A 13,662-nucleotide genomic window follows, 5' to 3' on the forward strand; every position below is an offset into this window, starting at 1 on the left:
CGTGCCGGTGTAGGTGGCAAAACGGTTACAAAACGGTTCCAGGTTCACTTTCCCAACGCCCGCAAAGGGTCGTTCCCGGACAAATTTTTGAACTTCACCAATCACTGGCAATCAGCGAAGCCTGCCCCTTCGCCCACTATGTCGCCAAGAGCGAGCCACCCAGCTCCGGTCACAACCCCACCGACTCGCACGTCCTTGCGGTATGTTCGCACCGAGAATCGCCCATGGACCCGAAGACCGCCCAATTCCAGCAATTCCGCCCGCGCCTGTTCGGGCTGGCGTATCGCATGCTCGGCACGCCGGTCGATGCGGAGGACGTGCTGCATGAAGCCTGGCTGCGCTGGCATGCGCAGAAGGTGTCGGCGCTGGACGATGCCGAGGCATGGCTGGTCACAGTGACCACGCGGCTGGCGCTGGATCGGCTGCGGCGCGCGCGGACGGAGCGCGAGCGCTACACCGGACCCTGGCTGCCCGAGCCGGCGAGGATGGACACGGGATCGCCGGACGAGCGCATCGAGCGCGACGAGACGCTGACGCTGTCGTTCCTGCTGCTGCTCGAACGTCTGGCGCCGGAGGAGCGCGCGGCGTTTCTGCTGCGCGAGGTGTTCGACTACAGCCATGCCGAGACCGCCGCCATGCTGGGGATCGGTGAGGCCGCCTGCCGTCAGCGCGTGCACCGCGCGCGGACGCGGCTGCGCGAGGGACGTCCGCGCTTCCAGGTCGATGCGGATACACAGCGGCGTCTGCTGCAACGTTTCGTGGCGGCGCTGGAACAGCCCGATCTGGACACGCTGCGCGCACTATTCGCCGAAGACGCCGTGCACATCGCCGACGGCGGCGGACGCGCCAGCGCCACGCGGCGACCACTGTGCGGCGCGGATCGTCTGGCGCGGCTGTACCGGCAGATCGCACGCAACGTCGGCGCACAGCGCCCGTGCTACGAACTCGCCACGCTCAACGGCCTGCCCGCCCTGCTGACCTGGATCGACGGACAGCTGGTCACGGCCACCTGGATCGACGTCGAGACCGACGGCGAGCACATCGGCGCGATCCACGCCCTGCGCCATCCCGACAAGCTGGCGCGCCTGCGGGCAGTCACGAAACCGACGGCGGCGGCGTCCTTGCACTGAACGGTCCGTCGCGTCCGCCCATCCTGCAAGGAGTCCCCATGTCCCGTTTCGCCATCCGCGATCATCTCGACGCACTCGCGCCCCTGCTCACGCTGGGCCGAAACATCCGCACCGGCACACTGGAAGCGCCGCTCACCGAACTCGTCCTCGCCCGCGCCTCGCAGATCAACGGCTGCGCGTTCTGCCTGGACATGCATACCCAGGACGCGCGCAACGCCGGCGAGACCGAACAGCGTCTGCACCTGCTTCCCGCCTGGCGCGACACGGACCTGTACAGCCCGCGCGAGCGTGCGGCGCTGACCTGGTGCGAGGCGCTGACGCAACTGGGTCACGATGCGGTGCCCGATGCGCTGTACGAAACCGTGCGCGCACACTTTGACGAGAGTGAACTGGTTGATCTGACGCTGCTGATCACGCTCATCAACAGCTGGAACCGGGTCAATATCGCGGCCGCCACGCGCGGCGGCGACTACCGCCCGGGGATGTTCGCCTGACGCCCCCGGCTGATTGACGGGGAGCATCCGTGCCACGGACGCTTGCTACGGTCGCGTACCAGAGGCACTTCCTGCGGTCGCACCACGGGCACTTCCTACGGTCGCACCACGGGCACTTCCTACGGTCGTCATTCCTGTGCAAGCAGGAATCCAGCGCCTTGCCGCCTCGCGCAATAGTCACTGGGTCCCGGCTTTCGCCGGGATGACATGCAAGAGTGGGTTTTTCGAAACAGTCGGAGAGCAGGCACGAAAAAGGCCGCGGTAACGAACCGCGGCCTTTTCATGTTCACGCAGCGCGTCGGCTTCAGGCCGTAACGCGCTCGACCAGGGCGTCGGCGAAGCTGTCCGTGGTGCCGGTGCCGCCGAGATCCGGCGTGGTACGGTCGCCCGCGGCCAGAGTCTCGCGGATGGCGGTGCGGATCTTGGTGCCCTTCTCGGCCATGCCCAGATGGTCAAGCATGTCGGCCGCCGCCAGCAGCAGCGCGCAGGGGTTGGCCACGCCCTTGCCGGCGATGTCCGGCGCGGAGCCGTGCACGGCCTCGAAGATCGCCGCCTCGGCGCCGATGTTGGAACCCGGGGCCAGACCCAGGCCGCCGACCAGACCTGCGCACAGGTCGGAGATGATGTCGCCGAACAGGTTGGTGGTGACGATCACGTCGAACTGCTCCGGGCGCATCACCAGCTGCATGCAGGTGTTGTCGACGATCAGCTCGTTGAACTCGATGTCCGGATATTCCTTGGCGATCTCGCGCGCCACGTTCAGGAACAGGCCCGACGTGGTCTTCATGATGTTCGCCTTGTGCACCGCCGTGACCTTCTTGCGGCCCTTGCTGCGCGCCATCTCGAAGGCGTAGCGCACGATGCGATTGCAGCCGCGGCGCGTGGTGCGGATCATCGAGGAAGCGGTCTCGCCGTCCTCGGACAGGGTCTGACCCTCGGCCAGGTAGGCACCTTCAGTGTTCTCGCGCACCGTGATGATGTCGATGTTCTCGAAGCGCGCCTTGGTGCCCGGGAAGCTGATCGCCGGTCGCACGTTGGCGTACAGGTCGAAATGACGGCGCAGCTGCACGTTGATCGACGAGAAGCCGCCGCCGACCGGCGTGGTCAGCGGGCTCTTCAGCGCGATGCTGTGCTTGGCGATGGTGTCCAGCGTGGCGGTCGGCAGCAGTTCCCCGTGCTTGTCCAGCGCCTCCATGCCGGCCTCGACGAACTCGTAGTTCAGATCGCAGTCCAGGGCGTCGAGGACGCGCAGGGTGGCGTTCATGATTTCGGGGCCGATACCGTCCCCTCGAATCACGGCAATGGTCTTGCTCATGGGAAACTCCTTGACGACGCGCCGTCACGCGCGTGGTTGCGACATGGGACCGCGCGTAACGGAGTGCGGCAGGCGGGGGAGTTGCCTGCTGCGCGCGGCATCAGCCGCCCATTATAGCGTGCTTGCGTGAACGCGCGCCGACATTCAGGATTCGGCGCCGCCCTGCTCCAGTTCGTCCAGCGCATCCACGGCCCGCCGCAGGTGCGGAATCACGATCGATCCGCCCACCACCAGGCCGACCTGGAACACTTCGAAGAACTCGTCGCGGGTGACGCCGGCCGCATGCGCCTGGTTGACGTGATAGCGGATGCAATCGTCGCAACGCAGCACCATCGAGGCGACCAGGCCGAGCATTTCCTTGGTCTTCACGTTCAGCGCGCCGTCGCGGTAAGTCTGCGAATCCAGCGAGAAGAAGCGCTTCACAACCTGGTTGTCCTGCTCCAGGATGCGCTGATTCATGCGTTCGCGAAAATCCGCGAATTCGTCGTTCTTGCCGCTCATGCATCCGGTTCCAGCAGGGTCGCCAGCTTGCCACTGCGATCAGCGGCGGCGAGATCATCGAAACCGCCCACGTGTGCGCCGTTGACGAAAATCTGCGGCACGGTGCGGCGGCCGGAACTGCGTTCCAGCATCTCGCTCAGACGCGCGGGATCGGTATCAATGCGGATTTCCTGCCATTCCAGCCCCTTGGACTTCAACAGGTTCTTGGCCGCGACGCAGTACGGGCACACGGCCGTGGTGTACATCTGGATGTCAGGCATCTCGCAAAGTTCCTCGGTTCGGACTCGAAAGCACACAAGATGCGGATATCGTGGCCGATTAACAAGGGTGAACCGGCAACACGGCTCCTGCTGGCCGGTGAACCGGGCGTGGGGTATCGTGGTCGAACATCAGGACAACCCGCGCCGTTCGCGGCACGCCCGGCCCGTTCACGACCTTCGCGACCGTACATGTCCCTACGCTCTCCGCTGCTCGCCCTGTTCATCGCCAGCCTCAGCTTCGCCGCCGGGGCGCAGAATCGCGACGTGCGTCTGCCGGATCTGGGCAGCTCCGCCGGTGCGCTGATCTCGCCGCAGGAGGCCTCGCAGTACGGCTCCGCGATGCTGCATCAGATGCGCGCGCTGCACATGGTGCTGGACGACCCGCAGGCCAACGAATACCTCAACAGTGTCGGCTACCGCCTGGTCGCCGCCAGCGACGATCCGAAGCAGAAGTTCACGTTCTTCGTGGTCCGCGACAAGGAAATCAACGCCTTCGCCGCGCCCGGCGGCTACATTGGTGTGAACGCTGGTCTGATTACCATCGCCCAGGACGAGAGCGAACTGGCCGGCGTGATGGCGCACGAGATCGGCCACATCTCGCAGCATCATCTGGAACGCGCCTTCGAGGCCTCGAAGAAGGATGCGCCGCTGATGGCGCTGGTGCTGCTCGGCGCCATCGCCGCCGGCGCCTCCGGCCACAACAGTGGCGATGCCGGCATGGCCGTTCTGGCCGGCGGTCAGGGCCTGATCGCGCAGCGGCAGATCAACTTCACCCGCTCCGACGAGGCCGAGGCCGACCGCGTCGGCATCCAGACCCTGGCGCGCGCCGGCTACGACCCGGAGGCCATGGCCGACTTCTTCCAGCGCATGGAGGACACGCTGCGTCCCGGCAGCGGCGGGGTCTCCGTGCCCGAACTGCTGCAGACCCATCCGGTGACCGCCTCGCGCATCAGTGATGCCCGCGCCCGCGCACGTACGCTCGAACAGCAGATGAAGGAACAGCCGCATCCCACGCTGAACCGCGCCGCGCTGGAGAACAGCACCGTGCCGTTGCCGTTCGTGAAGGACCCGAGCACGCTGACCGCCCGGCCGACATCGAACGGTCACAAAGGCGTCGCGGGACTGTCATTGTTCAAGCTCATGCGCGAGCGTGTCCGTGTGCTCAGCGGCGACCCCAACAAGCTGCTGGACTACTACGCCGGCAATTTCTCGCGTCCGGGCTTCGACACGCCCTCCAACCGCTATGGCTACGCGCTGACCCTGATCCAGACCGGCCAGCCGGCGAAGGCCATCCGCCAGCTGCAGCCGCTGCTGAAACAGCATCCGGGCAACACCACGCTGCGCCTGGCACTGGCCCAGGCGGAATTCCAGAACGGCGAGCACGCCGCCGCGTTCGATCTCTACGCGGCCCTGTCCGCGAACGCGCCGGACGACCACGCCATCGCCATGGCCTATGCCCACGCGCTGACCCAGGCTGGCACGCAGAAGCAGGCGCGCAAGGCCGAGGACATGCTGCGTCCGATGCTGGACGACAGCGAGGACCCGGACCTGTTCACCAGCTACGCGCGCGCCAGCGAGAAAGCCGGCATGCCGGTCCGCGCCGGCGAAGCCTTCGCCTACGCCAGCTACCTGTCCGGGCGCCCCTTCGACGCCATGCAGCAATTCCGCCGCCTGCTCGATCGCCCGAACCTGGACTACTACCAGCGCGCACGCATCAACGCGCACATCGCCCAGTTGACGCCCCTTCTGCTGGAACTGCGCAAACGCAAGGTCGACACTCCCGACCGCGACGATGACAGTAATTCGCTGCCGGATCGCAGCAAGGAAGGCTCCGCATCGCAGTTATGTTTCAGTCTGACATGCGGATGAACCGGGTTGTCATCGCCCGGTAACACTGGGACGCTGCAATAATCGTGTCACAGCCCAACAAGGCAGGGAACGAGGCGTGCACAAGCGCATCCTGATCGTCGAAGATGAAGCCTCCATCCGCGAGATGGTGGCATTCGCTGTCCGCAAGGCGGACATGGAACCGATTCACGCCGAAGACGCGCAGGCCGCTCACCTGGCCATCGCCGACACGGTGCCGGACCTGATCCTGCTGGACTGGATGCTCCCCGGCACCAGCGGCCTGGAATTCGCCCGTCGACTGCGACGCGAAGAACTGACCCGCGAGGTGCCGATCATCATGCTCACCGCGCGCGGCGAGGAGATGGACCGCGTCAGCGGTCTGGAGGCCGGCGTCGACGACTACGTGGTCAAACCGTTCTCGACCCGCGAACTGATCGCCCGCATCAAGGCCGTGCTGCGCCGCAGCCACGGCGACGACGAGGCCGGCATGATCGAGATCGGCGGCCTGCGTCTGGACGGTCCGGCGCACCGCGTGTTCGCCGGCGAGGAACCGGTCCGCATCGGCCCGACCGAGTACCGCCTGCTGTACTTCTTCATGACCCACCCCGAGCGCGTCTACTCCCGTTCGCAACTGCTGGACCACGTCTGGGGCGGCAGCGTCTACGTGGAGGAACGCACCGTGGACGTGCATATCCGCCGCCTGCGCAAGGCGCTGGAGCCGTGGCAGCTGGACGGCCTGGTGCAGACCGTGCGCGGCGCCGGCTACCGTTTCTCCGGCAACGTGTGACGTGAAGCGCACCGTGTCCGCACCGGGGTTCACCACGACCGTGATCGCCATCGGCGGCGGCCTGCTGCTGGCCGGCCTGCTCGGCGCGGCGATCGGTCAGACGCTGCTGTGCCTGACGCTGGCGGCGCTGATCGCGATCATCGTGCTTCTGGTGCGCGTGTACCGGCTGGCCGTCACCGTCGAGAACAACCGCTTCATCCCCGACGCCCGCTATGAGCGCCTGCGCATGCGTTCGCGGCGCCTGTCGTTGCAGCTGCGCGATCTGCGCAGCGCCGCCGCTGCCCTGCCCGACGCCGCGGTGCTGCTCGATGGCGAGGGCCGCATCCGCTGGTTCAATCACGCCAGCGAGGATCTGCTCGGCTTGCGCCGCCCGCAAGACCGCGGCGTGCCGCTGATCGAACGCCTGCGCGAAAGCACGCTGGGGCCGTGGCTGGAGAGCGGCGCCAGGGAACCGCTCAACGACGTGCCCGCGCCCAACCGCCCGGCGCTGCGCCTGGGCATGGTGATGATGCCGTTCGGTCAGCACCAGCGGCTCATGCTCGGCCGCGACATCAGCGACCTGATGCGTCTGGAGCAGGTCCGCCAGGACTTCGTCGCCAACGTCTCGCACGAACTGCGCACGCCACTGACCGTGATCCACGGCTACCTCGAACTGCTCGACCCCGGCGAACAGCCGGAACTGGCACCGGTGATCGCCGAGATGCGCGTGCAGTCCGAACGCATGGGCCAGATCGTCGAGGACCTGCTGATGCTGTCGCGCCTGGAAACGCACCAGCCGCTGCAGGAAGAACACGTCGCCATGCGTCCGCTGCTGGCCACGCTGCGCAAGGAGGCCCTCGCGCTGAGCCACGGCCGCCACCACATCGAACTGCAGGAACGCACCGAGACCGACCTGTACGGTTCGGTGCGCGAGCTGCACAGCGCGTTCTCCAACCTGGTCTCCAACGCCGTGCGCTACACGCCCACGCAGGGCCGCATCACGCTGATCTGGGAACGCACCGAGGACGGCGCGCGCTTCACCGTCGAAGACACCGGCTACGGCATTCCCGCCAATCACCTGGCGCGCCTGACCGAACGCTTCTACCGCGTCTCGTCCAGCCGCTCGCGCGACACCGGCGGCACCGGCCTGGGCCTGTCCATCGTCAAGCACGTGCTGAACCGCCATCAGGCACAATTGCACATCGAGAGCGAGCCGGGCCAGGGTTCGCGCTTCAGCTGCCTGTTCGGTTCCATGCGCCTGCTCAAACCGGTGCGCATGGACGCCTGAACGGCGCGCCATCCCCTCGTCATCATCCCGGGTCTATCATGGACCCGAGCCGCCAGGATTCCGCCGTGAACGCCTCGCCCGAACACGCCCACTCCAAGCCCGCGCCCGATCTGCTGCAGCCGGAGCTGTACATCAACCGCGAACTGGCCGCGCTGGAATTCAATTTCCGCGTGCTGGCGCAGGCGCGCGACCCGGACGTGCCGCTGCTCGAACGCCTGCGCTTTCTGTGCATCACCAACACCAACCTCGACGAATTCTTCGAGGTGCGCGTGGCCGCGCTGCGTCATCACTACGCGTTCGGCGACGCCATCCCCGGCCCCGACCGCATGGCCGCGCGCGAGGTGCTGGACCAGATCCGCGAACGCGCGCTGGAGCTGACCGCCGAGCAGTACGTGGTCTGGCACGAGGAACTGCTCCCGGCGCTGGAGGCCGAGGGCATTCGCTTCGTCAGCCGGCGCGACTGGAGCGACAAGCAGCAGCGCTGGCTGAAGGGCTACTTCCAGAACGAGATCCTGCCGGTGCTGTCGCCGCTGGGTCTGGACCCGGCGCACCCGTTCCCGCGCATCCTCAACAAGAGCCTGAACCTGGCCGTGACGCTGGAAGGCCGCGACGCCTTCGGTCGCGAGGGTCACATGGCGCTGGTACGCGCGCCGCGTTCGCTGCCGCGCATCATCCGCCTGCCGGACGAAGTCGCCGGCGGACCGCACGATTTCGTGTTCCTGTCCGGCCTGCTGCACCACTTCGCCGATGACATGTTCCCCGGCTTCGAGGTCAAGGGTTCGTACCAGTTCCGCGTCACCCGCAACAGCGAGCTGATCGTCGACGAGGACGAGGTCGAGAACCTGGCCTCCGCGCTGTCCGAGGAACTGGCCGGACGCGGCTACGCCATGCCGGTGCGACTGGAAATCGCCAGCGACTGCCCGAAGCCGATCACCGACCTGCTGACCGCCAACTTCGGCCTCGGCGAACACGACGTCTACCGCTGCGACGGCCCGGTCAACCTGAACCGCGTCATCGCCATCTACGACATGATCGAGCGGCCGGACCTGAAGTTCGCGCCGTTCACCCCGCGCCTGGCGCCGGCCCTGGCCCAGCACACCAGCCTGTTCGAGGCCGTGGCGCATCGTGACATCCTGCTGCACCAGCCCTACGACGCCTTCCAGACCGTGGTCGAACTGCTGCGCCAGGCCGCGCAGGACCCGCAGGTGCTGGCGATCAAGCAGACCCTGTACCGCGTCGGCATCGAGTCGCCGCTGATCGACCTACTGGTGCAGGCCGCGCGCAACGGCAAGGACGTCACCGTCGTGGTCGAGTTGCGCGCACGTTTCGACGAAGCGGCCAACATCGAACTGGCCACACGCCTGCAGGAAGCCGGCGTGCAGGTCGTGTACGGCGTGGTCGGCCACAAGACCCACGCCAAGATGCTGCTGATCGTGCGCCGCGAGGAAGGCCGCCTGCGCCGCTACGCGCACCTGAGCACCGGCAACTACCACACCGGCACCTCGCGCGTGTACACGGACCTGTCGCTGATCACCGCGCATCCCGAGATCGGCGAGGACATGCACAACATCTTCCAGCAGCTGTCGGGCTTGGGACAGATGGCCCGGCTCAAGCGCCTGCTGCAATCGCCCTTCAGCCTGCACCAGGGCCTGCTCGAACGCATCGACCGCGAGATCGCGCATGCCCACGCCGGCAAGCCCGCGCGCATCATCGCGCGCATGAACGCCATCAACGAGCCCAGCGTGGTCGAGGCGCTGTACAAGGCGTCGTGCGCCGGCGTCGAGATCGACCTGATCGTGCGCGGCGCCTGCACGCTGCGCCCGGGACTGCCCGGCATCTCCGAGACCATCCGCGTGCGTTCCATCGTCGGCCGCTTCCTCGAACACAGCCGCGTGTACTGGTTCGGCAACGGCGGCGAACCGGAGCTGTACTGCTCCAGCGCCGACTGGATGGAACGCAACCTGCGCCATCGCATCGAGGTCGCCTTCCCGATCCTCGACCCGGAGCTGGCGCAGCGCGTCTACGACGAAGCGCTGGTCAACTATCTGCAGGACAACACCCAGGCGTGGCTGCTCAACTCGGACGGCCGCTACACGCGCACCGAACCCGGCGATGCGCCGCCGCACAGCGCGCAGAAGGCGCTGCTGGCGCCCCTGCTCTGACTGCCGGATCTGCAGCTTCGACCGCCGCCGTGTCATCATCCCAGCGGTGAACGCAAGGAACGGCTCGTGAGCGAAACCGGCGACAGCCTCCACGACGGCGACCTGCTGGCCGCCGCTGACCTCGGATCGAACAGCTTCCATCTGGTCGTGGCGCGCTATGACAAGGGCACGCCGCGCATCATCGATCGCGTGCGCGACAGCGTGCGGCTGGCTGCCGGCGTGCGCAGCGACGGCGCGCTTGACCCCGACTACCTGCAGCGCGCGCAGGACTGTCTGGCACGCTTCGGCCAGCGCATCGCCAGCATTCCCGGCGCGCACGTCCGCGCCATCGCCACCAATGCCGTGCGCCAGCTGGCCGACCCCGAAGGCTTTCTCGAGCAGGCCGAACAGGCACTCGGCCAGCCGGTGGAAGTCGTCTCCGGCCGCGAGGAAGGCCGTCTGATCTTCCTCGGCGTCAGCCACGGCCTGCCGCGCTCGAAGCAGCGCCGGCTGGTGATCGACATCGGCGGCGGCAGCACCGAATTCATCATCGGCCGCGGCCTCGAACCGCTGCAGACCGAAAGCATCCAGGTCGGCTGCGTGGCCTCGACGCTGCGCTTCTTCCCCGACGGCGCATTGACCGCCGCACGCTGGCAGCGCGCGCAGGACGAGATTGGCTTGCAGCTCCAGCAGTTTGCCGCCGACTACCGCGAACTGGGCTGGAACGAGACCATCGGCTCGTCCGGCACCGCAAAGGCCATTGGCACCATCGTGCAGAACATGAAGCTGTCCGACGACGGCGTGCGCATCGAACACCTGGCAGTTCTGCGTGATCGCCTGCTGGAAGCGGGTCGAATCGACGCCATCGACCTGCCCGGTCTCAGCGCCGAGCGCGCGCCAATCATCGCCGGCGGCGTGGCCATTCTCGAAGCCGCTTTCCGCGCGTTGAGCATCCGCCGCCTGCAGGTCTGCGAGATCGCCATGCGCGAAGGCGTGCTGTGGGATCTGGTCGGCCGCAGCAGCGACCGCGACCCGCGCATCGCCAGCATCCGCTCGCTGGCCGCGCGCTACGCCGTCGACACTGCCCAGGCCGAGCGCGTCGAGGACACCGCGCTGCAGCTGTTCGAACAAGCCGCCGCCGGCTGGGACTTCCACCCCGGCGAGCGCGAGTGGCTGAGCTGGGCGGCGCGCGTGCACGAGATCGGCCTGTCGATCGCGCACAGCCAGCATCACGTCCACGCCGGATACATTCTTCGCCACGCCGACCTGGCCGGTTTCTCGCGCCAGGAACAGGAACTGCTGGCCGCCATCGTGCAGGGCCATCGCCGCAAACCGGACGTCGCCTTGTTCGACGCCTTGCCCGTGCGCTACCGCACACTGGCCCGACGCATCGCCGCCCTACTGCGCCTCGCCGTGCTGCTGCGCCGCGCGCGCCGCGAACAGAAGCTGCCGCCCCTGCGCCTGCACGCCGAAAACGATCGCATCGACCTGCATCTGCCTCGCGCCTGGCTGCAACGACATCCGCTGACCGCCACCGATCTGGAGCGCGAAGCCTCGTACATGGCCGAACTGGGCCTCCGCCTGGACATCCATGCCGACCGCGCCTGAACGTCTGCCGCGCCGACCACGCGCACACCGCGCACGGCGGGTATCATGACCGCTCCGCTGCATCCGACCGAACGATTCCACGCCATGCAAAGAATCCTGATCGCCCTCGCCTTTCTGCTGCTGTCGCCGGCGCTCTGCGCACAACAGGACAACCCCGCACCGGCGTCGTCCTCGGCCGCCGGGACCCCGGCGCCGAATCCCGAAGTGCGGATCCACACCAGCATGGGCGACATCACCCTGGAGCTGTTCCCGCACAAATCGCCCAAGAGCGTGGCCAACTTTCTGCAGTACGTGCGTGACGGTTTCTACGACGGCACGGTGTTCCACCGCGTCATCGACGGCTACCTGATCCAGGGCGGCCTGTACACGCGCGAACTGACGCCCAAGCGCACCCGTGCACCGGTGCAGGCCGAGGCGGACAACGGCCTGTCCAATCTGCGCGGCACCATCGCCGTGGCGCGCGGCGCGGACCCGAACTCGGGCACCGCACAGTTCTTCATCAACCTGGTCGACAACCGCCGTCTGGACTACACCAGCGACCAGAGCGGCCTGACCTGGGGCTACACCGTGTTCGGCAAGGTCATCCAGGGCATGGACGTGGTCGACAAGATCGCCAAGCTGCCCACGCATCCGCAGGGCCCGTTCGCCGGCGACGTGCCCAAGCCGCTGGTCATCATCGAGAGCGCGAAGGTGATCGGCGAGGACCAGCCCGCCAGCAACGCCAGCGCAGCGACACCGGCCAAGGCCGCCTCGGCCGCGAACGCGCCCAAGGCCGACAAAGCCACGGCGAAGAAGACATCCGCATGAGCACCCTGTTCATTTCCGACCTGCATCTCGACGACAGCCGGCCGCACATCACCGCGCTGTTCGAGCAGTACCTTGCCAGCGACGAAGTGCGCGGCGCCGACGCGCTGTACATCCTGGGCGACCTCGTCGAGGCCTGGGTCGGCGACGACGACGACGCCGAACTGCCCGCGCGCATCGCCCGCGCCACCCGCGCCGTGCGGGAAGCGGGCGTGCCGGTGTATTTCATGCACGGCAACCGCGACTTCCTGCTCGGCGAGACCTTCGCCGAACGCGCCGGCCTGACCCTGCTGGACGATCCCACCGTGCACGACCTGTACGGCACACCGACGCTGCTGATGCACGGCGATCTGCTGTGCACCGACGACACCGTCTACCAGCAGGTGCGCGCCAACGTACGCACGCCGGAGTGGAAAGCGCAGGTGCTGGCCACGCCGCTGGAAGCGCGCCGCGCGCTGGCGGCCAAGTCGCGCGCCGAAAGCCAGGCGCACACCGGCAGCACCGGCGAGACCATCATGGACGTCAACCAGGGCGCCGTCGAAGCCGCCATGCGCGACGCCGGCGTGATCCAGCTCATTCACGGGCACACGCACCGCCCGGCTGTGCACGACCTCGAACTCGACGACCGCCACGCGCAGCGCATCGTGCTCGGCGACTGGTACGAGCAGGGTTCCGTGCTGCGGGTCGACGCGGACGGCATCGACCTGCGCAGCCTGCCCGTCTCCGACTGATCGCGATGCGCATCTGGGTCGACGCCGACGCCTGCCCCGTCGTCATCCGCGACATTCTCTTCCGCGCCGCCGAACGCACAGGCGTCGAACTGACGCTGGTCGCCAACCGCTGGCTGAAGGTGCCGCCCGCGCGCAACATCCGCGCGATCCAGGTCGAACCGGGCTTCGACGTCGCCGACAACGAAATCGTGCGCCGCGTGGCCGCCGGCGACCTGGTGGTGACCGCCGACATCCCGTTGGCCGCTGAAGTCGTCGCCAAGGACGCCGTGGCCCTGAACCCGCGCGGCGAACGCTATACCGCGGAAAACATCCGCGAACGCCTGAACATGCGCGACTTCATGGACACCCTGCGCGCCAGCGGCATCGACACCGGCGGCCAGTCCGCCCTCGGCACCCGCGACCGCCAGGCCTTCGCCAACCAGCTCGATCAACTGCTGGCGCAAGCCCGGCCGGCGCCTCGCCGCGACTGACACGTCTGCCTCGCCCGCAGCGCGTCGCCGCAAGACGGACGCCGCCCGCCTGACCATGAACCCGCTTGCCCGATATTCACAGCCGCAAGGCGGACAGCGCCACCCGACAAGGCGCCCGCTTGCCGGATTCTCGCCGCCCTAGCAGGCTGGACACTCCACCACGCCACGACACCGCCATGGCCGCCACCGACCCGCGCGTCGACGCCTAATCGCTAAATCCACCGACTTCGCTCCCTCGAACACCTGCGCGCCATCGCAAGAAATGGTCCCTGACACCGTCTTTACGAAAAAAGCAAAACCCTCCCA

13 protein-coding genes are annotated in these 13,662 nt (G+C 67.5%); 10 read left to right on the forward strand and 3 right to left on the reverse strand.

Going from position 1 to position 13,662, the window contains the following annotated elements; translation table 11 throughout:
- Nucleotides 1-224: 224 nt before the first annotated feature.
- Together sigJ and HF690_RS02480 are read left to right on the forward strand one after the other, a co-directional pair.
- Nucleotides 225-1,130, forward strand: a complete 906-nt coding sequence (gene sigJ / locus HF690_RS02475; RefSeq protein ID WP_168608320.1) for an RNA polymerase sigma factor SigJ — start codon at nt 225-227, stop codon at nt 1,128-1,130.
- Nucleotides 1,131-1,168: 38 nt separating this feature from the next.
- The gene (locus HF690_RS02480) at nt 1,169-1,624 is read left to right on the forward strand and encodes a carboxymuconolactone decarboxylase family protein (protein WP_168608321.1); all 456 of its coding nucleotides are present in this window, start codon (nt 1,169-1,171) and stop codon (nt 1,622-1,624) included.
- A 304-nt stretch (nt 1,625-1,928) separates the two neighbouring features.
- Here the strand turns inward: HF690_RS02480 and HF690_RS02485 are convergent, their stop codons facing one another.
- The 3 genes from HF690_RS02485 to grxC form a co-directional block, all read right to left on the reverse strand.
- Nucleotides 1,929-2,939: an isocitrate dehydrogenase gene (locus HF690_RS02485; protein ID WP_168608322.1), complete on the reverse strand. Its 1,011-nt coding sequence runs from the start codon at nt 2,937-2,939 to the stop codon at nt 1,929-1,931.
- 144 nt (nt 2,940-3,083) lie between these two features.
- On the reverse strand, nt 3,084-3,440 hold the full coding sequence (locus tag HF690_RS02490) for a carboxymuconolactone decarboxylase family protein (RefSeq protein ID WP_168608323.1): 357 nt from the start codon (nt 3,438-3,440) through the stop codon (nt 3,084-3,086).
- Entirely contained in the window at nt 3,437-3,700 is a 264-nt protein-coding gene (grxC, locus tag HF690_RS02495) for a glutaredoxin 3 (protein WP_113065170.1), read from the reverse strand. Before grxC ends, HF690_RS02490 begins: the two co-directional genes overlap by 4 nt.
- Nucleotides 3,701-3,889: 189 nt before the next feature.
- On the opposite strand from grxC, the gene HF690_RS02500 reads away from it, so the two are divergent.
- The 8 genes from HF690_RS02500 (at nt 3,890) to HF690_RS02535 (ending at nt 13,356) form a co-directional block, all read left to right on the forward strand.
- On the forward strand, nt 3,890-5,569 hold the full coding sequence (locus tag HF690_RS02500; protein WP_168608324.1) for a beta-barrel assembly-enhancing protease: 1,680 nt from the start codon (nt 3,890-3,892) through the stop codon (nt 5,567-5,569).
- A 76-nt stretch (nt 5,570-5,645) separates the two neighbouring features.
- Entirely contained in the window at nt 5,646-6,335 is a 690-nt protein-coding gene (phoB, locus tag HF690_RS02505; protein ID WP_168608325.1) for a phosphate regulon transcriptional regulator PhoB, read from the forward strand.
- Nucleotide 6,336: 1 nt separating this feature from the next.
- A complete protein-coding gene (phoR, locus tag HF690_RS02510; RefSeq protein ID WP_425495892.1) occupies nt 6,337-7,602 on the forward strand; it encodes a phosphate regulon sensor histidine kinase PhoR in 1,266 nt (421 codons plus the stop codon).
- 38 nt (nt 7,603-7,640) lie between these two features.
- Nucleotides 7,641-9,764 (forward strand): polyphosphate kinase 1, encoded by a 2,124-nt coding sequence (gene ppk1, locus HF690_RS02515; RefSeq protein ID WP_113065173.1) that lies wholly within the window; start codon nt 7,641-7,643, stop codon nt 9,762-9,764.
- 66 nt (nt 9,765-9,830) lie between these two features.
- Nucleotides 9,831-11,351 carry a Ppx/GppA phosphatase family protein gene (locus HF690_RS02520; RefSeq protein WP_168608326.1) on the forward strand — a complete coding sequence of 507 codons (1,521 nt, stop codon included), beginning with the start codon at nt 9,831-9,833 and terminating at the stop codon, nt 11,349-11,351.
- An 84-nt stretch (nt 11,352-11,435) separates the two neighbouring features.
- Nucleotides 11,436-12,158 carry a peptidylprolyl isomerase gene (locus HF690_RS02525; RefSeq protein WP_113065379.1) on the forward strand — a complete coding sequence of 241 codons (723 nt, stop codon included), beginning with the start codon at nt 11,436-11,438 and terminating at the stop codon, nt 12,156-12,158.
- A complete protein-coding gene (locus HF690_RS02530) occupies nt 12,155-12,886 on the forward strand; it encodes a UDP-2,3-diacylglucosamine diphosphatase (protein WP_168608327.1) in 732 nt (243 codons plus the stop codon). The genes HF690_RS02525 and HF690_RS02530 overlap by 4 nt, the downstream gene beginning before the upstream one ends.
- Before the next feature lie 5 nt (nt 12,887-12,891).
- Nucleotides 12,892-13,356 (forward strand): YaiI/YqxD family protein, encoded by a 465-nt coding sequence (locus tag HF690_RS02535; RefSeq protein WP_113065176.1) that lies wholly within the window; start codon nt 12,892-12,894, stop codon nt 13,354-13,356.
- Nucleotides 13,357-13,662: the final 306 nt, after the last annotated feature.

This window comes from Oleiagrimonas citrea, assembly GCF_012395255.1.
GTDB classification, from domain to species: Bacteria; Pseudomonadota; Gammaproteobacteria; order Xanthomonadales; family Rhodanobacteraceae; genus Oleiagrimonas; species Oleiagrimonas citrea.

What these genes read in the sequence shown, in the direction of transcription:
- sigJ (WP_168608320.1), top strand. Translation starts at nt 225, where the DNA reads ATGGACCCGAAGACCGCCCAATTCCAGCAATTCCGCCCGCGCCTGTTC.
- HF690_RS02480 (WP_168608321.1), top strand. Translation starts at nt 1,169, where the DNA reads ATGTCCCGTTTCGCCATCCGCGATCATCTCGACGCACTCGCGCCCCTG.
- HF690_RS02485 (WP_168608322.1), bottom strand. Translation starts at nt 2,939, where the DNA reads ATGAGCAAGACCATTGCCGTGATTCGAGGGGACGGTATCGGCCCCGAA.
- HF690_RS02490 (WP_168608323.1), bottom strand. Translation starts at nt 3,440, where the DNA reads ATGAGCGGCAAGAACGACGAATTCGCGGATTTTCGCGAACGCATGAAT.
- grxC (WP_113065170.1), bottom strand. Translation starts at nt 3,700, where the DNA reads ATGCCTGACATCCAGATGTACACCACGGCCGTGTGCCCGTACTGCGTC.
- HF690_RS02500 (WP_168608324.1), top strand. Translation starts at nt 3,890, where the DNA reads ATGTCCCTACGCTCTCCGCTGCTCGCCCTGTTCATCGCCAGCCTCAGC.
- ppk1 (WP_113065173.1), top strand. Translation starts at nt 7,641, where the DNA reads ATGGACCCGAGCCGCCAGGATTCCGCCGTGAACGCCTCGCCCGAACAC.
- HF690_RS02525 (WP_113065379.1), top strand. Translation starts at nt 11,436, where the DNA reads ATGCAAAGAATCCTGATCGCCCTCGCCTTTCTGCTGCTGTCGCCGGCG.
- HF690_RS02530 (WP_168608327.1), top strand. Translation starts at nt 12,155, where the DNA reads ATGAGCACCCTGTTCATTTCCGACCTGCATCTCGACGACAGCCGGCCG.
- HF690_RS02535 (WP_113065176.1), top strand. Translation starts at nt 12,892, where the DNA reads ATGCGCATCTGGGTCGACGCCGACGCCTGCCCCGTCGTCATCCGCGAC.